13 protein-coding genes are annotated in these 19,854 nt (G+C 71.8%); 2 read left to right on the plus strand and 11 right to left on the minus strand.

Annotated features, from left to right (window positions below):
* Positions 1-125: 125 nt before the first annotated feature.
* Positions 126-797, plus strand: a complete 672-nt coding sequence (locus G401_RS0112780) for a PASTA domain-containing protein (RefSeq protein WP_027342817.1) — start codon at positions 126-128, stop codon at positions 795-797.
* A gap of 54 nt (positions 798-851) precedes the next feature.
* On the plus strand, positions 852-1,781 hold the full coding sequence (locus tag G401_RS0112785; protein WP_027342818.1) for a Stk1 family PASTA domain-containing Ser/Thr kinase: 930 nt from the start codon (positions 852-854) through the stop codon (positions 1,779-1,781).
* Here the strand turns inward: G401_RS0112785 and G401_RS45310 are convergent.
* From G401_RS45310 to G401_RS45320, 11 genes are all read right to left on the minus strand, one after another.
* A complete protein-coding gene (locus G401_RS45310) occupies positions 1,778-4,183 on the minus strand; it encodes an ATP-binding protein (RefSeq protein WP_051366637.1) in 2,406 nt (801 codons plus the stop codon). The genes G401_RS0112785 and G401_RS45310 overlap by 4 nt on opposite strands.
* A 108-nt stretch (positions 4,184-4,291) precedes the next feature.
* Positions 4,292-6,349 (minus strand): MMPL family transporter, encoded by a 2,058-nt coding sequence (locus G401_RS45315; RefSeq protein WP_084557170.1) that lies wholly within the window; start codon positions 6,347-6,349, stop codon positions 4,292-4,294.
* Between the two features lie 43 nt (positions 6,350-6,392).
* A complete protein-coding gene (locus tag G401_RS0112800) occupies positions 6,393-7,541 on the minus strand; it encodes an acyl-CoA dehydrogenase family protein (RefSeq protein ID WP_027342819.1) in 1,149 nt (382 codons plus the stop codon).
* An 8-nt stretch (positions 7,542-7,549) separates the two neighbouring features.
* Positions 7,550-9,061 (minus strand): acyl-CoA carboxylase subunit beta, encoded by a 1,512-nt coding sequence (locus tag G401_RS0112805; RefSeq protein ID WP_027342820.1) that lies wholly within the window; start codon positions 9,059-9,061, stop codon positions 7,550-7,552.
* A gap of 436 nt (positions 9,062-9,497) precedes the next feature.
* Positions 9,498-10,763 (minus strand): chaplin family protein, encoded by a 1,266-nt coding sequence (locus G401_RS0112810; RefSeq protein ID WP_084557120.1) that lies wholly within the window; start codon positions 10,761-10,763, stop codon positions 9,498-9,500.
* A 166-nt stretch (positions 10,764-10,929) separates the two neighbouring features.
* Entirely contained in the window at positions 10,930-11,724 is a 795-nt protein-coding gene (locus G401_RS0112815) for a lipase chaperone (RefSeq protein ID WP_027342822.1), read from the minus strand.
* 81 nt (positions 11,725-11,805) lie between these two features.
* On the minus strand, positions 11,806-12,696 hold the full coding sequence (locus G401_RS0112820) for a hydroxymethylglutaryl-CoA lyase (protein WP_027342823.1): 891 nt from the start codon (positions 12,694-12,696) through the stop codon (positions 11,806-11,808).
* Between the two features lie 173 nt (positions 12,697-12,869).
* Positions 12,870-14,219, minus strand: coding sequence for an acetyl-CoA carboxylase biotin carboxylase subunit (locus G401_RS0112825; protein WP_034591501.1), 1,350 nt, complete (start codon positions 14,217-14,219; stop codon positions 12,870-12,872).
* Positions 14,220-14,361: 142 nt separating this feature from the next.
* Complete coding sequence (locus G401_RS0112830; RefSeq protein WP_034591503.1) at positions 14,362-14,958, minus strand: TetR/AcrR family transcriptional regulator; 597 nt, start codon at positions 14,956-14,958, stop codon at positions 14,362-14,364.
* Between the two features lie 74 nt (positions 14,959-15,032).
* Complete coding sequence (locus tag G401_RS0112835) at positions 15,033-17,900, minus strand: hypothetical protein (protein WP_027342826.1); 2,868 nt, start codon at positions 17,898-17,900, stop codon at positions 15,033-15,035.
* Positions 17,897-19,741 (minus strand): HSP90 family protein, encoded by a 1,845-nt coding sequence (locus tag G401_RS45320; RefSeq protein ID WP_064741753.1) that lies wholly within the window; start codon positions 19,739-19,741, stop codon positions 17,897-17,899. Before G401_RS45320 ends, G401_RS0112835 begins: the two co-directional genes overlap by 4 nt.
* Positions 19,742-19,854 lie beyond the last annotated feature (113 nt).

Genomic DNA, 19,854 nt, shown 5'->3' on the forward strand with positions numbered 1-19,854 from the left:
CGATGCCGGAGGTCCGCGCGAGGTGTCAACTTGGCGTCAGTTCCGCCCGGCCGTGTGTGACGGGTCGCGGCGGGGTTGCACACTCACAGTCGCGTACCCGGACCGGACAGGAGAACTGAGGAACGATGACCGACCCCTGGGAGACCAAAGTGGACAGCGCGCCGCCGCGGCAGGGGATCAACCCCGCGATGATCGCAGCGATCGCCACCTCGGTCGCCGTGCTCGCGATCATCGGCGCCACCGGCGGCTACCTGCTGGCCTCGGCCGATCCGAAGAGTACGCCGTCCGCCTCCGTCACGTCGCCGGCGGCCGGACCGTCCACGGCGGACTCCCCGTCGCCGGACGCGAGCCCGAGTGCCGAGGTCAGCGCGGCGCCTTCGGCCTCGGCCGGATCGCCCGCACCCGTCGTCGACGCGCCGCTGCCGCCCGGCGCCGGGCAGGACTTCCGCGCCTACTTCACGCAGCTGCGCGGTCTGAAGCTCGGCGTGGTCGCGTACTTCGACGAGAGCGCCTCGGGCGGGCAGGTCACGCGGACGGACCCGCCGGCCGGGACGTTGGTGCACAACGGCGTGACGGTCAAGGTCTACGTGGCCGGCCCGCCGATCGTGACGGACGTGCCGAACCTCGCCGGCAGCCCGTGCGGCTCGATCCACGGCCCCCTCTATGACAACGGCCTCACCGTCAAGTACGCGACCGGCAAGACGGGCCAGGTCGTCCGGCAGGATCCCCAGCCCGGAACCGGTACCGCGCACTGGAACGATGAGGTGACCGTGTACTGCGCGGTCGCCCGGCGCTGAGCCCGGGGCGGCGCGGCGCGACCGCCGGAATGATCGGTGTGATAGGACGGGACCATGTCGGACCAGACGCCTCAGCCCGATGACCCGAACGTCCCCACCGAGAAGATGCCGTCCCTGCCGCCCGACGGCGGTCCCGATGCGGACGCTGACACCGGTGCTGGTGGCGCTCCAGGTGCGGGTGGCGACGCGGACGCGACGAGCGCCGGCGGCGAGGGTCGGCCGGACGCGGAACCGACCCAGGCCATGCCGGCGGTCGACGACGCGGACGATCGGACCCAGGTCGTGCCGCCGGCCGGTGCCGCCGATCCGACGCAGGCGTTGCCGCCCGTCGAGACCGGTGCCGCGGGCGAGCCGACGACCGTGCTGCCGGGCGCCGCGGGCTGGAGCGACGACGCCACCCGCGTGAGCCTTCCGGAGGACGCCTGGACCGGCCGTGCCGAGGTACGCCCGGCCGGACCCGGCGAGGAGCCCGCCGGCGAGGAGTGGGCCGAGGACGAATCCGGCCGGCGCTGGTGGCTGCCGCTGGTCATCGGCATCATCGGCGTGCTCGTGGTGATCGCGATCATCCTGGCGATCGTGCTGGTCCGGCGGAACTCCGACGAGACGCCGTCGCCGGTGGTGTCGACCCCGGCCGCCGCCTCCTCCGCGCCCGCGAGCCCGTCGCCGCAGCCGAGCCCCAGCCCGAGCCCGCTGCCGAGTTCGGCCGGCCCGACGTCGGTGACCGTAGTGGTCCCCAACCTGGTCGGGCACAGCCTCGCCGACGCCACGAGCCAGCTCACCACGCTGGGTCTCACGTGGACGATCGACTACCAGGACTCGACCCAGCAGCCGGACGGATACGTGCTGGCCACGTCGCCGACCGCCGACAGCGTGATGTCGCCGGGCCAGTCGGTGCGCCTCATCGTCGCCCGCGCGCCGCAGCCGTCGAGCCCGGCGCCCTCCCCCGCGTCGTCGAGCGCCGCACCGTCGGTGGCCGCCAGCTAGCGCCCGTCGACGAGCGCCCGCTCGCGGTCGGTGAGGACGATGCCGGCCCGCTCGGTCAACGCGTACAGGCGGTCCAGGGCGGCTTGCCGGTCGGTTTCGTGGTCGGCGGCGGCCACCATGCCGACGAGGCACTGCACAACGTCACGGACGTCGTGCCCGCCCGCGTACGCGTCGGCGGCCGTGGCGTACCAGGAGAAGGCGAGCATGCGCTGGCCGCGGGCGAGGGCGGTCGCGGCCTCGACCACCGCGCAGGACGCGTCCTCGTCCCCCGCGGGGCCGGGCGTCGACGCGCGCAGCTCGACCAGGATCTTGTCGGCTTCGGCGGGTTCCCCGGCCTCGGCCCTGGCCAGCGCGACGGTCGTGAGTACGCGCCGCCGGTGGCTCGGGTCGCCCAGTTCGCCGAGCAGGTCGAGGGCCTGCGTGCCGACGACGACGGCCTCGGTGAACTGGCCGGCGAGACGCAGCACCTCGGCGAGGTTGATCCGGCCGACGACGCGCAGCCGCAGGTCGCCGCTGCGGGCGGTGAGCCGGTCGACGTCGGCGAGCCGGCGCTGGGCGGCGGCGAGGTCGCCGGTGCGGATGTCGTGCCAGGTGAGATTGGACTGCGCGATCGTCATGTCGCGGACGCGGCCGGTGCGGCCGGCCAGGACGAGCACCTCCTGGCCCTGCTCACGCGCGGCGTCGTAGTCCCCGATGCTCATGCACAGCGCGAACAGGACGGTCCGGGCGGTGATCTCGCCGGTGATGCTGCCCTTCTCGCGGAACAGCCGGACGGACTCGCGGGCCGACGGCAGTTCCCGGGGCCCCGCACCGTGCTCGTTGGCCAGCTGCGCCACCCCGAGCAGCGCCCAGGCCCGGATCACCGGATCGGCGTCGAGCGTACGCGGGTCGTCGAGCAGCCGCCGCAGCCATGTCCGGCCCTGCACATCCCGGCCGCGGAAACGCCACCACCGCGGCAGTTTCGAGGCGAGGCAGAGGGCCGTGTGCGGATCGTCGGTCGCCGCGTGCGCGAGTGCGGACCAGAGGTTGCCGGCGACGTCGTCCAGCCGGGCGACCGCGGCCGTCAGCTGGGGCCCGCTGAGCATCGGTGCGGTACGCGCCGCGTACCGGGCGAACACGACCGCGTGCCGGCGCCGCGCCCGGGTCAGTTCGCCGGCCGCCTCCGCCTGCTCGATCGCGTACTCCCGGACGGAGTCGAGGACGACGAACCGGGCGGCGCCCTGGCCGCGTACGGTGACGAGGCCCAGGTCGGTCAGGCGGTCGAGGAGCACCACGACGTCCGGCGTCACCTCGGCCAGCAGGTCCTCGGCCAGCTCGATCGACCACCGGTGCGTGAAGGTGGCCAGGTAGCGCAGCGCCTGCCGGTGGATCGGGGTCAGCAGCCGGTAGCTGGCCGTCACCGCCGTACGCACAGCCTCCGCGGCGTCCACCACCGATCCGACGTCGCCGAACCGGGCCAGCATCTCGCTCGGGTCGAGCACCCTGCCCCGGGCCGCGGCCAGCTCGATCGCCAGCGGGAGGCCGGCGAGCCGGCGTACCAGGTCGACGACGGCACCCACCTCGGCGTCGGTGGGCAGCCGTCCGCTGTGGCGGATCCAGCGGTCGAGGAAGAGGGCGCTGGCCGCGTACCGCTGCAGGTCGCCGACGGTCGTGGCCGATTCGGGCGGCAGGGCGAGCGGCGCGACCGGCCACACCTGCTCCCCCGGCAGCCCGATGGGTGCCCGCCCGGCGGCGAGGACGCGCAGCTCCGGGGCGAGTACGCGCAACCGCGCCAGCACGGCGGCGGTCGCGGCCCGGGAGCGGTCCACGGAGTCCACGAGGAGCATCGCCGGCGCCCGGAACGCCTCGGCCAGCTGGTCCGGGGTGGCCACGCCGGCGACCGCGCACACGCTGTCGAGCAGGGCGGACTCGGTGTCGTCGGGGGCCACCTTCACGCCGACCGCGCCGCCGGGCAGCACCAGCCGGATCCGGTCGGCGGCCGCCAGGGCCAGCACGGACTTTCCGGCACCGGCCAGGCCGACGAGACACGTGACGCCCGGCGTCCGCCGCAGGTGCTCGATCAGCGCTTCGAGGTCGGCGTCGCGGCCGAGGAGCGTACCCGCGCCGGGGAGTGTCCGCGGCTCGGCGATGAGGACCGGCGGCTGCGTACGCCCGCGCGCGACGGCCACGAAGACCGTGAACTCGCGTCCGCGCAGGCCGAGGGCCTGACCGAGCAGCTCCACCGTGGACCGCTGCGGGCGTACCGACCGGCCGGCCTCCAGGTCGCGCACGGTACGCACGCCGACCTCCGCCAGCGCGGCCAGTTCGGCCTGGGTGAGGCCGGCCGCGAGACGGTGGCCGCGCAGCAGCGCACCGAAACCGTCCGCAGCGGACGGTTCCCGCGATTCCGAATCGGGCCCCACGGCCACGAAGAGTAACCAGCAGTTGATCCCGTAGATAGGTCGCTGTCGGCCCATTGACCTGTGGTCGAACGGTATTCCGACACAAACGTCCCCGGCTGTCCGACCCTGTTACGGCTCCGTGATCTTTGTAACATCGATGGACGCGCTCCCATCGCCTGCCGGGGACGGTCGGGGCACCCGTCCGGCGGGCCGGCCCGGACGCCCGCCCGGCCACCAGTTCCAGCGGCCGAGCAACTCCATCGAGGCCGGCAGGAGGAGTCCGCGTACGACGGTCACGTCGAGGAAGATGGCGACCGCCATGCCGACGCCGATCTCGCGTACCGAGACCAGCCGGCCGGCCACGAAACCGAGGAACACGACGATGAGCCCCGTCGCCGCCCACGTCACCACCGGCCCGATACGCGCGACGCCACGGCGTACCGCCTCGGTGGTGGCAGCGCCGGCCCGGTGCTCCTCGGTGATCCGGGCGAGGAGGAAGACCTCGTAGTCGGTGGACAGCCCGAAGATGAACACGAACAGCAGCACGGGCGTGGTCAGGTCGAGACGCCCGCCGAACACCGCCGCCAGTACGCCGAGCGAGGCGGCCAGCGTCAGCAGGTTGAGCAGCACCGCCTTGACCGGGATCACGACGGATCGGGTCAGGGCGAACAGCAGCGCCCCGGCGGCGGCGAGCAGGATCAGGAAGGCGTACGGGAGGCGCTCGCGTACGGAGTCCTGGTAGTCGACGAGTTCCGCGGCCGGGCCGCCGACCAGGGCCGGATGCGGCGCGGGTACGCCTCGAACGGTCCGGACCAGGGCGGTCGCGCCCTCGGCTGTCGCCGGCCGCAGATCCACGACGGTAGCGCCGGCCGGGGTGCCGAACCTCAGCTGGAGCTGGGCGACACCGGGCAGCCGGTTCAGGTGGTCGAGATAGTCCCGCATCCGCTCGCCGGCGGCGTCGCCGTCGAGCACCACCGTCACCGGGTCGGGATGCTCCCGCTGGAACAGCCGGAAGTACGCCTCGTACGCCTGCCGGCTCTCCGCGGACGCCGGCAGCGCGCGTACATCCGAATTGCCGAGGGCGACCGAGGCGAAGGGCGCGGCGAGCAGCAGGAGCCCGGCCACCGCGGCGAGCGCGACGGTTCCGGCGTTGCGCTGGGCGACGCCGGTCAGCCGGCCGAGGACGCCGCCCGTGACGGCGGGGGCCTTCGGCGTGATCCGGCGGCCGAGGACGGCGATCAGGGCGGGGCTCAGGGTGAGCGCCACTGCGGTCGAGACCACGACCACGACGAGCCCGCCGAGCGCCATCGCGGCCAGCAGCGGCTGGGAGAAGGTGGCGAGCCCGGCCATGGCCGCGGCGACGATGCCGCCGGAGATGAGCACCGCTCTCCCGGCCGTGCGGACGGCGGTCGCCAGAGCCTCGACGCGATCTCGTCCGAGGGAGAGCTCCTCGCGGTATCGCCAGAGCAGGACGAGCGCGTAGTCGACGGCGAGGCCGAGGCCGAGCAGCGTGACGATGTTGACCGTGAAGTCGCTGACCGCCGTCACCCGGGCGAGCCCGGTCAGCACGAGCAGCGTGGTGGTGACCGCCGCCGCGGCCGCCGCCAGGGGCACCACGGCACCCCAGCGCAGCAGCGCGATCAGGAGGATCGCGAGGGCGACCAGAGCGATGCCCTCCCCCAGCGCCGCATCGGCCACGGCCTGGTCGGTGAACGCCTTCTCCGCCAGTGGCTGGCCGCCCACCAGCACGTTCGTCGCCTTGATCTTGTGCAGCTCGGCGGCCACCGCGGCCACGTCGGCGTCGGAGGATCCGGTCCGCAGCTCGACGCGTACGAGGATGCTGGCGTTGTCGTCGCCGATGCCGCTGTTGGCCGCGCCGGTGTAGGGGTCGCCGACCTCCTTGACCGCCGGCCACTGCCGCAGATCCGCGGCCACGTCCGAGACCGTCTGCACGATCGCCGGGTCGTACACCTGGATGCCCCGCACGACGGCGAAGACCGTCGGCCCCTCCGGGATCAGCTCCTGCAGCCGCTGGCCGGCCCGCATGGACTCGGCCGAACCCGCGAGCTGGTGGACGGTCTGCGCCTGGCTGTAGACGCCACCGCCGAGAACACCGCCCGCGAGTGTGAGCAGCGTCCACACGACGATGACCGGCCAGCGATGCCGGCGTACAGGCGAGGGGGGCACCACGGCATGGTAATGCCCCCGGCTGATCCTCGATATGAGCTGGTCAGGCCGCGATGCCCAGGTTCCGGGCGATCACCATCTTCTGGATCTCGGTCGTCCCCTCGCCGATCTCCAGGATCTTCGCGTCGCGGTAGAACCGGCCCACGGGGAACTCGTTCATGAACCCGTACCCGCCGTGGACCTGCGTCGCCTTCCGCGCGTTGTCCATCGCCGCCTCGCCCGCCTGCAGCTTCGCCACGGCGGCGGGCACGCGTACGTTCTCGCCCGCGACCAGGCGCGCGGCCGCGTCCCGCCAGGCCAGCCGCGCGGTCCGGGCGGCCACCTCCATCTCCGCGATCATGAACTGGATCGCCTGGTACGCGGCGATCGGCGAGCCGAACGCTTCGCGCTGCCGGGCGTACGCGGCCGACTCGTCGACGCAGCCCTGGGCCAGCCCGGTCGCGAGGGCGGCGATGGCGATCCGGCCCTCGTCGAGGATCTCCAGGAACTGGCGGAAGCCGTTGCCCCGCTCGCCGAGCAGGTTGGCCGCCGGGACCCGGACGTCGGTGAACGACAGCTCGTGCGTGTCCGAAGCGCACCAGCCGACCTTGTCGTAGCCGGGCGCGACCACCAGGCCCGGCGTACCCGACGGGACGATGATCGTGGAGATCTCGTCCGGTCCCGTCATCGCCGTGATCGTGATGAGAGCGGTGATCTCAGTACCGGAGTTGGTGATGAAGGCTTTGCTCCCGTTGATGATCCACTCGGAACCGTCGTCGCTCAGTCGGGCCGTCGTACGCGTACCGCCGGCGTCCGATCCCGCACCGGGCTCGGTCAGGCCGAACGCGCCCAGGCGACGGCCGGCGGCCAGGTCGGGCAGCCAGCGGGCCTTCTGTTCGGGCGTACCGAACTTGTGGATCGGCATCGCGCCGAGCGAGATCGCCGCCTCCAGCGTGATCGCCACCGACGAGTCGACCCGGGCCAGCTCCTCGATCGCGATGCAGTGCGCGAGATAGTCACCGCCCATGCCGCCGTACTCCTCGGGCAGGGCCAGGCCGAACAGCCCCATCGAGCCCATCTGCGCGACGATCTCGTAGGGGAACTCGTGGCGGGCGTAGAAGTCCCCGATCACCGGCGCGATCTTGTCGCGGGCGAACGCGGCGACGGTCTCGCGCAGGTCGGCGAGCTCGTCGGTGAGGCCGAAGTGGTCCATCAGTTCTCCTAGACGGGCGTGACGCCGTGGCGGCGACGCGAGAAGGAACGATCCTTGGTACGCGCGGCGGCCAGCCGGCGTACCAGCTCCCCGCGCAGGTCCTCGGGCTCGACGACGGTGTCCACGACCAGCTCGCTGGCCAGCCGCAGCAGATCGATGTCCGTCTCGTACTCGGCCCGCTTGGCGGCCACGAACTCCGCCCGTTCGGTCTCGTCGGCGATCGCGGCGATCTTGTTCGCGTACACGGCGTTGACCGCGGCCTCGGCGCCCATCACCGCGATCTTGGCGGTGGGCAGCGCGATCGTGGCGTCCGGGTCGAACCCGGGACCGGCCATCGCATAGAGCCCGGCCCCGTACGCCTTCCGGACGACCACGCAGAACTTGGGCACGGTCGCCTCGCTGATCGCGCTGATCATCTTCGCGCCGTGCCGGATGATGCCCTGCCGCTCGACGGCCGTTCCGACCATGAAGCCGGGCACGTCGGCCAGAAAGACCAGCGGAACGTTGAACGCGTCGCAGAGCTGGACGAAGCGGGTGGCCTTGTCGGCGGAGTCGACGAACAGCACGCCGCCCTTGTGCATCGAGTTGTTCCCGACCACACCGACGACCTGGCCGTCGAGCCGGGCGAACCCGATGGTCAGCTCCTTCGCCCAGCGCTCGTGGATCTCGAAGAACGTGCCCTCGTCGAACAGGCGCTTCACCAGCTGCCGCATGTCGAAGGCGCGCCGCTCGCTGTCCGGGATCAGCTGAGCCAGACCGCCCCGGGCGGCCTTCGGCTCGACAGCGGGCGGCGCGCCGGTCCAGTTCGATGGCAGGTACGACAGGTGCCTGCGGACGACCTCGAGCGCGGCGTCCTCGTCGGCGCACAGGAAATGCCCGACCCCGGACACCTCGCAGTGCACCCGGGCACCGCCCATCTCCTCCAGCGTCGTCTTCTCGCCGGTCACCATCTGGACCATGCGGTCCGAGCCGAGATACATCGAGGCGTTGCCGTCGACCATCGCCACGACGTCGCAGAAGGCCGGGATGTACGCGCCACCGGCCGCGGACGGCCCGAACAGCGCACAGACCTGCGGAATCGAGCCGGAAGCGCGTACCTGGGTGTGGAAGATCTTGCCGGCGCCGCGGCGGCCGGGGAACAGGTCGACCTGGTCGGTGATCCGGGCGCCGGCCGAGTCCACGAGATACACCATCGGGACGCCGGTGTCGTAGGCCCGCTCGATGATCCGAATGATCTTCTCGACCGTACGCGCGCCCCAGCTGCCGGCCTTGACGGTCGAGTCGTTGGCCATCAGGCAGACGGGCCGGCCGTCGATCTCGGCGGTCCCGGTGACGACCCCGTCGGCGGGAAGCCCGTCGGCCTGCGCGTTCGCGTACGCACCGTCCTCGACGAACGTACCGTTGTCGACCAGACGGGCGATCCGCTCACGGGCGAAGAGCTTGCCCTTGGCGGCGTTGGCCTCGTGGTAGCGGGCAGCCCCACCGGCCTCGACGCGCGCCTTGACCTCGTCCCAGCCCACCCAGTCCCCCTAACGACCGTTAACCTAAACGCTCGTTAGGCTACCTCATTTGGGGTTGGGGGAAACACCCGTGGGGGTGAAGTCCCCCGAACGCGACCCATGCAAGCGCAATCCGGCGCGACTACCTCCCCCACCACGGACCCTGGCCACGCGAGGAGGAAGCCGGAACCCGCGACGCCCGGCGGCGCACAAGATCCGCGACGAAGTCGAGGATCTCTGAAGCCGACGGGCGTTGCACTAGGGGTTCCGAGCGCCCGACGAGCCCATCAGCAACCTTTCCAGCGCCCACCCGGGGAATCTCCACCCGGGGAATCTCCACCGGGGGAATCTCCACCGGGGGAATCTCCACCAGCGAGGCCGGCACCCCGAAAGAGTGCCGGCCTCATTTATGTAGACGCCGTCCCTCACGTGTGGGCGCGGCGGGAAGGAAGATCCGTCAGCAGGTGAGCGTGGCGGTGGCGCCGCCGGTGCTGGACGCGGTGGCCGGGCCGCCGAGGGCGGCGACGGCGTTGCCCGAGATGTCGACGGGCGCCTGGACCGGCACGAGAGCCTGGGTGCCGTTCAGTACGCCGAAGTTCGCCCCGCTGTGCAGGTCGCACGAGCTGGTGGTCGGGGCGAAGTGACGGTCGGTGGCAGCGCTGCCCGTCAGATCGCCGCCGCCCAGCAGGTCGCCGCCGAGGAGGCCGTCGCCGAGCAGGTTGCCGGTGACGCCGCCGAGGTCGGTGAGACCGGCCAGGCCGCCGACCAGCGGCAGACCCTCGCCCTTCGCGTGGTGCTTCTGCGCGTGGGGCTTGCCGTCGTGGTTCTTCTTGACGTGCTGGTTCTTGTGGGCGTGCTGGTTCTGGTGGCCGTGCTTCCTGCCGTGCTGGGCGTTCTTGTCGCCATACGGCTGCGGCGTCGGCCACGGCGCCGGGGCGGGCTCGCCGATGGTCGCGTCCGAGCCGCCCTGGCAGTGCGCCTCGGCCGTACCCAGGATGCCGATGGCGTTGCCGCACACGTTGATCGGGATCTGCAGGATCGGCAGGAGCTGCGTACCGTTGCCGAGGCCGACGTTCAGGCCGGTCGACGCGGACGGCAGGCCGTCTTCGCCCAGGGTCGCGTGCGCGCCGCCGGTGCAGCTCGCGGTGGCCGAGCCGAGCAGCCCGATCGCGTTGCCGCACAGGTCGATCGGGATCTGGATCGGGGCGACGGCCTGCGTACCGTTCAGGACGCCGACGTTGTGCGATGTGTCGTACTGCGCGGCCTCGGTACGCATCTTGTCCGGGTGTACGTCGTACGGCCGGGGCGTCGGGTGGTGTGCCGGCGTGTGGGTCGCCCAGGAGCCGCCCGTGCACCACGCCGACGCGGTCCCGAGGATGCCGACGCCGTTGCCGCAGGCGTCGATCGGGGCCTGCAGCAGCGCGCGCAGCTGGGTGCCGTTGAGCAGGCCGAAGTTCTGGGTGCTGGTCAGGTCGCCGTCGACGCCGTTGTCGGTCGCCCAGGCGCCACCGGTGCATCCCGCGTACGCGGTGCCGAGCAGCGAGACGGCGTTGCCGCACACGTCCACCGGCGCCTGGATCTTGGCGTCGACCTGCGTACCGTTGCCGATGCCGGCGTTACCCGAGGTCGTGTCGGCGGCCGCGTGGGCGGCACCGGCGCCGGCGATCAGGAATCCGGCCGACAGCATGCCGACCTTGAAGGACTTTCGAGCCCACGAGTTCATGGTGGAGATTGCCTTTCGGAGATTCAGACCGGGGGGTCTGAGGTGCAGTGATGTGCCGTGCAGTGCCCAGGAGCGAAAGTGCTGGGCGGCCACGGGCGCACGCCGGCGTCCCGGCGCGGCTCGCGGGAACGAGACCGCAACAGGTGCGGAGATGTGCAGAGATCGCTCAGTCGGGTGAGCTGGTGGGGCGCGGCGCGTCGAACCGCCGCAACGCGCTGTCCGCCGCCCGGCGCAAGCCCCGCGCCAGCGTCAGGACCAGCACCGAACTCGCGCCCAGGGCCGCGGTGGGCGCGCCGGATCCGCGGTTCTCACCGCCCGTCGGCGTCATACCGTTCGGGCATTCCGCCATCAGGGGAATACGCCGAGGGTCGCCGTCCGACCGGTGCGGTGGCGCGAGATGGGGAGTGTCCATCGGGCTGACGGACTCGTCCACGGTGTTCTCGCGTACAAGGGAAAGATGGTGGAGTGGGCGGACGCCGACCGGGAGCGCGGTGAGCGCGGGACCGGCGACGGCGTCGATCGCATGCGCGGCCGGCGCGACGACCTCGGCGGTGACGCTGCCCGCGAGGGGCTCGGCGGCGGTGATCGCCGGGCGGGCCAGGGGCGCGGCGACCGTCGTGATCGGACGGACGAGCGGCCGGACCACGGCCTGGACGGTGTCCAGCAGGGGCTGGGTGACCGCCGGAAGGAGGCCGGGCCGGGGATCCGGTTCTGGCGGAGTCTGTCCGATGAGGACGGTGTCGAGCTGTTCGACCACGGGCCGCAGCCCGACGGCGGCGGTGAGATCGGCGGGCAGCAGGCTACCGAGCAGGCCCTGGGCGGTGTCGTGCTGGGCCGGTGCGATCGGGGCGTCGGCGTGTGCGGCCGCTCCGCCGAGGAACCAGGCCGCGGCGGCGAACCCGGCCACGGCGACCACGCGCAGTGCTGCGCGCCTGGCCTTGCCGTTCCGGTTCGCGGTCATGATCGCCCTTCAAGCGGGTGGCTGAACTCCGCTCTGGACAACGACTCCCGGAAAGGCCGGACACGTGGCTAAAGCTAAAAATCAAGCAATTGTCCGATATCGGGGACCCGCCCGGAGCACCCCGCTCGGCAGCTCACGCCCGACGATCCGCTGCGCCAATTCGGCCGCCTCGACGAGTCTGTCGAGGTCGATGCCGGTCTCGTAACCCATGTCCGCGAGCATGTGCACGACCTCCTCGGTCGCCACGTTCCCGGTCGCACCGGGGGCGTACGGGCAGCCGCCCAGACCGCCGACGCTCGCGTCGAACTGGGTCACGCCGAGTTCCAGCGCCGTGAGGATGTTCGCCAGGCCGGTACCCCTGGTGTTGTGGAAATGGCAGAGCAGCGGCCGCTCCCGGGCGACCCGGGTCAGCACGTCGCGTACGCGCCGCGGGGTGGCCATGCCGGTCGTGTCGCCGAAGGACACCTTGTCGACGCCCATCCCGATCGCCCGCTCGACGATGCCGGCGACGCGACCCGGATCGACGTCACCCTCATAAGGGCAGCCGAAACTGGTGGCGATGATCAGTTCGGCCGAGGCCCCGCCCGCGTGCAGCAACTCGATCAGGGCCGGCAGCTCCGCCAGGGACTCTTCGGTCGAGCGGTTGATGTTCTTGCGGTTGTGCGTATCCGAGGCGGACACGACCACCTCGACCTCGGTGAAACCGGCGGCCAGGGCGCGCTCGGCTCCGCGTACGTTCGGGACGAGCGCGCTGTAGCGGACGTCGGGATCGCGCGCGATCTTCGCCCACACCTCGTCGGCGTCGGCCATCTGCGGGATCGCCTTCGGATGCACGAAGCTGACCGCCTCGATCCGGCGTACGCCGGTCGCGCTCAGGGCGTCGATCAGTTCCACCTTGGCGGCCGCCGGGACGGGTGCTTCGTTCTGCAGCCCGTCCCGGGGGCCGACCTCACGGATCGAGATGGTCGTCATGCCGTCGAGCTTAACGCTCGTTCACCTCCATCTCCACCCACTCCTGCTCACTCCCCCGCTTCGCCCCCAAGATCGGGTTTGGATCAGGGAACTCACCCGAATCTTGGACCATGATTACGTGCGAACCCCTGATCCAAACCCGATCTTGAGCGGCGCGGGAACGGTGAGGGCGGTCAGCGCATGCGGGTGACGATGGCGGTGTCGTAGTCGCCGCTGAGGAACTCCTCGTTGGCCAGCAGTTCGGTGAAGAACGGCAGGTTGTTCTTCGGCCCGGCGATCGCGAATCCCGCCACCGCCGCCCTGGCCCGCTCGACCGCCTCAGCCCGATCCGCCCCGTACGCGATCAGCTTCGCCATGAGCGAGTCGTAGTGCGGGGTGACCGTGTCGCCGGACGCGTACCCGGAGTCGACGCGTACGCCTTCCCCGGTGGGTTCGACCCACGTGGAGATCACTCCGGGACCGGGCAGGAAGCGCTTGGGGTCCTCGGCGTTGATCCGCAGTTCGATGGCGTGCCCGACCGGGTGGGTCGGGACCTCCACTGGCAGGCCGGCCGCCACCCGCAGCTGCGCCTCGACCAGGTCCAGCCCGAAGACGGCCTCGGTCACCGGGTGCTCGACCTGCAGGCGCGTGTTCATCTCCAGGAAGAAGAAGTCTCCGGTCGCCGGGTCCAGCAGGCATTCGACCGTTCCGGCGTTGCGATAGGCGACCGCTTCGCCGGCGCGTACGGCGGCCGCGTGCAGGGCCGCCCGCCGCTGCGGCGTCAGCATGCTCGCGGGCGACGGCGATTCTTCGACCAGCTTCTGGTTGCGCCGCTGCACCGAGCACTCACGCTCGCCCAGCGCGACCACGCGACCGTCGGCCAGGCCGAGAATCTGCACCTCGATGTGGCGCACGCTGGGGAAGTACTTCTCGATGAGAACCGAGCCGTCGCCGAACATGCGCTCGGCGAAGCCGCGTACCTTCTCGTATTCGGTACGGAAGGCGGCATCGTCGTACGCGGGAGCCATGCCCATGCCGCCGCCACCGGCCGACGCCTTGATCATGACCGGGAAGCCGATCCGCTCGGCCTCGGCGAGCGCCGCATCAAGACTGCCCGCGGGTTCGGTGGTCCCCGGAGCCACCGGTACGCCGGCCGCCGCCATCAGGTTCCTTGCGTTGATCTTGTCGCCCATGGCCGCGATGGCGTCGGCCGACGGGCCGATCCAGATCAGGCCGGCGTCGGCGACCGCCCGGGCGAATCCGGCGTTCTCGGAGAGGAAGCCGTAGCCGGGATGGATCGCGGCCGCGCCGGTCTGCTTCGCGGCCGCCAGGATCGCCTCGGCGTTGCGGTAGCTGAGCGCTGGATTGGCCGGACCGATCTCGACCGCCTCGGCCGCCTCCCGGACGAACGGGAGACCGGCGTCGACGTCGGAGTGCACGGCGATGGTCCGGATGCCGAGGCGGTTCGCCGTGCGGATCACGCGCCGGGCGATCTCACCGCGGTTGGCCACCAGCAGGGACTCGATGACTGGGTTCTCAGACACCTTTCGCACGTTATCGGGTCGGCCGGACGCGCGCGACGGCGGGCCTGAACGATCGCTCAGGAAATCGGCCTCCCCCCGTGCTGAGGTGCGATTTCCTTCAGGTTCGATCAGGGCTTCGGTGAGGGCTTCGATCAGGCTTCGGTCAGGCAAGGAGCGCGCTGAGGGTCGCCTCACGCAGGAGGGCCGCCCTGCGCTGCCGGTCCACCTCGCCGCCGAGGAACGGCGTCGAGTTCATCAGGCCGAACACGGCGTGCGCCAGAACACGGGCCTCCCCGTCGCTCAGTCCGGACCGCAGAGCGGTGAGTACGCCGACCCACTCCTCCACGTAGCGTCGCTGCAGCCGGCGGATCTCCCGGCGGGGCTCCTCGGGCAGCCGGTCGAGTTCGTGCAAGTGCAGGGCGATCACCGCCGGGTTGGCCAGCGCGAATTCGACGTGGAAGTCGACCAGCGCCTCCAGCGCGGCCCGCGGATCGTCCTTGTGCGCCTCGGCCCGCTCCCGTCCGCCCGAGAGCAGGCCCTCGCTGACGGGATTGAGCGCGGCCACGAGCATGGCGTCCTTGCCCGCGAAGTGGTGGTACAGAGCGGGCCCTGTGACGCCGGCTTCCTTGCCGATGTCATCCATGGACACGCCGTGGTAGCCGCGCGTCGCGAACAGTCCGACCGCGATCTCGAGGATCTCGTCGCGCCGGCTGCGCTTGCGAGGCTTGCCCGAGGCTTCGGAAGTCCGGTCAGCTCGCACGCGGGGGGTGCCTACCTGCTCGATTGTCACGCGCTTAGCCTACTCGCCAGTCAACCAAGAACCTTAACGCCCGTTTAGTTACTTTCGGGTAGATCGTACGTTTTGCGCACGTCGGCGGCTTTCTGATGTTCGCCCTGCGCATCGAAGGCGCGGGCGAGCCACCACGCCGCTTCCTGCCGGGCCCGATGATCCCGGGGCAGGCCTTCGAGCACGTGCACGAGAACCCGCTCGCCGCGCTCGGGATCACCCGAGGCCACCAGCACCTCGCCGTACCGCAGCTCGGCCAGGGCCGCCTCCTCGTACGCCGAGATCGAACGGAACAGGTCCGGGGCACGTTCGCTGCGCAGCAGGGCACCGGCGTAGTCCCCGTGGTCCGACAGCACGTACGCCGCGTCGTAGCAAGCCATCGCGTGTTCCCAGACGACGCCCGGTTCCTTGTCCGGGTCGGCCCCGGTGACGAGCGCCTCGACCTCCCGGATCGCCTGCGCCGACCCCTCGGCGTCCCGGGCGTAGTGCAGGGCGAGGATGCGCCGGCGCAGTGCCCTGGCCGTCGCCGGGAGATCGTCGGCTGCTCCGTAACCGGCGGCGGCCTCGGCGTACTTGCCGGCGGCCTCCCGGTCACGGTCCATCCGGTAGAGCACCTCCGCCATCCGCTCGGTCAGGTCGGCCCGGCGGCGGGAGTCGTCATAACCGTTGCGGCTGCCAGTCAGTGCTTCGAGCTGGGCCAGCGCCGCACCGGGCTCCCCCATCTCGTCGTAGACGCGGGCCAGCAGGTCGCGGCACTCGTCGGCCATGAACAGCTCGTCGGTGCCCTCGCGGGCGTCGGCCATGCGGCTGAACCAGGCCAGCGCCTCCTCCGCGACCTCGGCGGCCTCCCGGATACGGCCCGTGGTCGCGAGCGCCACCGCCAGCCGATGCCGGGTGTACGCGGCCGCACGGTCCTCGCCCTCGGCGGCCATGATGCAGACGTGCTCGACGATGTCGTCGATCACCTCGCCGGCCCGGTCGGTGTTCACCAGCATGAACGCCGCGTTCGCCCGGGAGTTGCGGCGCAGTTCGGGGTCGACCGAGCTCGCGGCGGCCTCCTCGAACGAGGCCAGCGCCGCCTTGTGGTCGCCGGCGCCGGCGATGAGGTTGGCGTACATGACCAGGGCGGAGCCCAGCTGGTCGTTCGGGCTGTACGGCCGGAGCAGCTCGATCGCGGCCCGGACCGCCTCGACGGTCTCCGGGATCCGGTCGAGCCGGTGCAGCAGGCCCGCCCGCAGCATCAGCGCCTGGGCCCGGCGGCGGGGCGGCGCCTCCCCCGGCTCCGCGTCGGCCCGTTCGAGGGCTTCGAGCGCGCTGCTCTCGTCCCCGGTCATCGCCCGCAGGTACGCGACGCGCAGCATCGTCGTGCGCCGCTGGTTCGGATCGGTGGACTCGGTCATCAGCGCCTCGGCCGCCGCGAGCCCCTCGTCGAGGTCGGCGGGGTCGGACCGGAGCTCCAGCCGGGCCATCGCGAGCTGGATCCGGGCCGCGAGGGCGAGTTCGAGCGCGCCGGCCTCCACGAAGGCGTCGACGGCCGCCGCGAACTCGCGCTCCGCGGTCGCGGTGTCCTGCCGGTCGGCCTGGTACGCGCGCAGCCGGGCCAGCCGGCCGCGGTGGACCGGAGTGTCACCGCCGTCCGGGAACCCGGCGATGATCCGGGCGCCGAGGGCCTTGGCCCGCTCCTCCTCGTCGGCCTGGTACCACGCCTCGGCCAGATCGAGCTGCTGATCGAGGCTGAAGGTGACCGGCACGGCCGACAGATCGGGTTCTTCGGCGGCCGGGGCGACGGAGGGCGGTGCGACCCGCTGCCGGTAGGCGGCCGTGATCGACAACGGCAGGTACCCGACCAGCGGCTCGGCCGTCAGCTTGGCGGCGATCCGCTCGCTCTGGTACGCGTTGCCGTTGCGCTCGTCGAAGCGCGCCGCGATGGCGGTCGCCCGCGCGGCCAGCCGGTCGGCGAGTTCCCCCACGGTGGCCGGGCCCTGCCGGGTGCGTACCGCGAGGTCGGCCCGGCCCGCGGCGACGAGGCGGCGCAGCACGAGGGCGGCCGCCGAGGCGAACTCCATCTCGGACTTGGGTGTCGGCGGCCGGTCGAGCCAGGCGAGGTGGCGCTCGATCAGTTCGAGCCCGCGCATCTCGTTGCCGGACAGCCCGCAGAACTCGACGTGCTCGGCGACCGAGCCGAGGTCGGCGGGGTTGTTCTGGAACGCCCGGTACGCCCGCCGGTGCGCGTCCCGGGCCTGGTCGAGCCGGCCGGATCGCAGGTACGGGATCATCAGCGCGGTCAGGATCGAGTGCGGCTGCTCGGCGCAGCTCAGCCGGCCGGCCAGCGCGGGTTCGGCCAGCGCGATCGCATCCTCGTAACGTTCCCGCCACACCAGGTGGTACGCCTTCGACGTCGGGTCGCAGCCGGCGCAGTCGGAGTTCTCGTCGCGCGGGGCGCTGTCCCATTGCCGGTACCAGTGGTCGGCCAGCTCGACGTCGCCCACGTGCGACGCGATCGTGTGCCGGTACGCGTACACGGCGTGCAGGCTGTGCCCGCCGGACCGGTAGCGCCGTTCCATGTCGTCGAGGACGGCGTGCGTACGCTCCAACGGCACTTCGGGGAACCGGGCCATCGACGAGATGACGTACTTGAAGTACCAGAGCAGCAGGCGTTCGTCCTCGGCGGTACGCCCGGACGGGTCGGCGTCGTAGTCGGCCAGGCACCGGGCGAACGTCACGAACGCCTTGGCCGGCTCGCCGCCCCGGTGGAACGCGTTGGTCGCGGCCATCCGCGCGGCGAAGGCGACGTCCGGATCACCGAGCGCCTCGGCCTGCCGCAGCGCACCCTCCGCGAGTGCGATCTGGGCCGGCCCGTCCGGCGCCTCCCAGACCTGGTGCAGGAGTTCCCGCACCTCCTTGGCCGTCGTCATCGGTCCTCCCCAGGATCTTCCCGCACCGTACCCTCATCCGCCGGGTCCGGCGCCGCGGCCTCCGCCGGTCCGGTCTCCGGCTCGGTGAAGCCCGGGACCGCCTGCTGCAGCAGCCCGAAGAAGGAGCGGTTGAGCAGGGCCGAGTCCGCCGGCCGCAGAGGATGGTGGCCGAGCAGCAGCGCCTGGCCGTACAGCGCCTCGACCGCCAGGCGCATCAGCTCGTCGCTGCCGAGCGCGGCGATCCGGCGTACCAGCGGATTGCGGTGATTGAGGACGAGCTGGGGGCGCGTCGCCGCCTCGGCCCGCTCGAAGGCCGCGAGGACCCCGGCCCACACGTCGTCGACCACTTGCTGCGTCTCGCGCAGCCGGCGCTGGAACGAGGCTTCGCGGTCGACCAGGTAGAGGGCCGCGAGGCCCGGCGGGTCGTACGCGCGCACGACGACCTCGCAGCCGAGGGCGTCGAGACCGCGCTGGGCGACCGACACGAAATGCCGCAGGGCGAGCTCGGTGGCCGGGTCGAGGGTGTCGAAACGGGTGGACAGGTCGCTCGGGTCGAGCCGGTCGACCAGGATCTCGGGGTGCAGCAGCGGCAACCGCTCGATGATCTCGGCGTCGTAGGTGTAGCCCGCGTTGACGATGGCCAGGTCCTGGGCCGCCGCCACCGCGGCGAGCTGCCGGAACTCGTCGATCGAGGCGCAGTAGCGCACGGTCCCGAAGCGCTCGCGGAACTCGGCGAGCGGCATCTGCCCCATGTTCGTCTCCATCGGCCACCACTCGTCGACCAGGCGCAGCATCTCCTCGTCGTGCAGGGCCAGCGTCTTCACGCCCAGGTGGTGGATGCTCAGGAACTGCTGCAGCCGGTAGGGCTCGCGCCGCGCGAGGTTCACCAGCCACCCCCGCAGCTGATCGCCCAGCTCCTCGCGGACCGATTCGAGCAGGCCGTCCTCGTAGAGCGCCTCACGCCCGGCGGTCGGCCGCAGCTCGGAGGTGTCGATCAGACACCGCGCGAAGAACGCCCACTCGGGCAGCAGCCCTTCCGCACCCTCGGCGAGCAGCATGCGCTTGAGGTAGACCCGGTGGCCGGCGCGCGCCGCCGGGTTCGCCGCCCGCGGCATCACGAAAGCCACGCCGGTCAGGCCCGCCTGCGGAACCTTCAGCTCGATCACGTCGAAAGGCGTGAACCCGAAGGTCTTCTCCGCGTACGCGATGAGCGCTCCGCGCCCGGCGATCCACGGCGGTGTGTCGACGGTCACCGGTTCGCCGTCGACCCGGATCGGGAACGGGAGCATCTCGCCGAAGATCCGGGCGAGGTCGGTGACGCGCTCCCCGTCCAGCCAGTCGTACGCGTCCGGTCGCGGGGTCAGCGTGACGGTGGTGCCGGTCTCCGACCGGGCCGGCCCGGGCTCGACGGTGTAACGGCCGTCGGAGTAGCCGGTCCAGTAGACGGTCGGCGCGTCGCCGCTGCGGGTCTGCACGCGGATCTCGTCGGCGACCAGGAAGCACGACAGCAGGCCGATGCCGAACTGCCCGAGGAATTCCTGCCGGGAGAAGCCGAGCTCGTCGCGCTTGCCGCTGCGCCCGATGGTGGCGAGCAGCTCGTGCACCTGCGCCTCGGTCAGCCCGATCCCCGTGTCGTGTACACGCAGCGTCCCGTCCGCGGTCTGCTTCGGCGTCTCGATCCAGATCGACGCGGGCGCGTGAGGTTGCCCCTCGCGACGTGCGGTGATCGCGTCCACCGAGTTCTGCAGCAGCTCGCGGATGTAGACGCGCGGGCTCGCGTACAGGTGGTGGCTGAGCAGATCCACGATGCCGCGCAGGTCGACCTGGAAGGAATGGCTCACGCTCGGAGGGTACCGACGAGCAAGGACATTCGCGCACCCGCGTAATGCGGTTGTGGATGGCGCATTCCCGTCAGTCACGGCCCGCTTACAGGGCAGCACCGAGAGGAGTTGCC

The sequence above is a fragment of the Hamadaea tsunoensis DSM 44101 genome, from assembly GCF_000428945.1.
Lineage (GTDB): Bacteria > Actinomycetota > Actinomycetes > Mycobacteriales > Micromonosporaceae > Hamadaea > Hamadaea tsunoensis.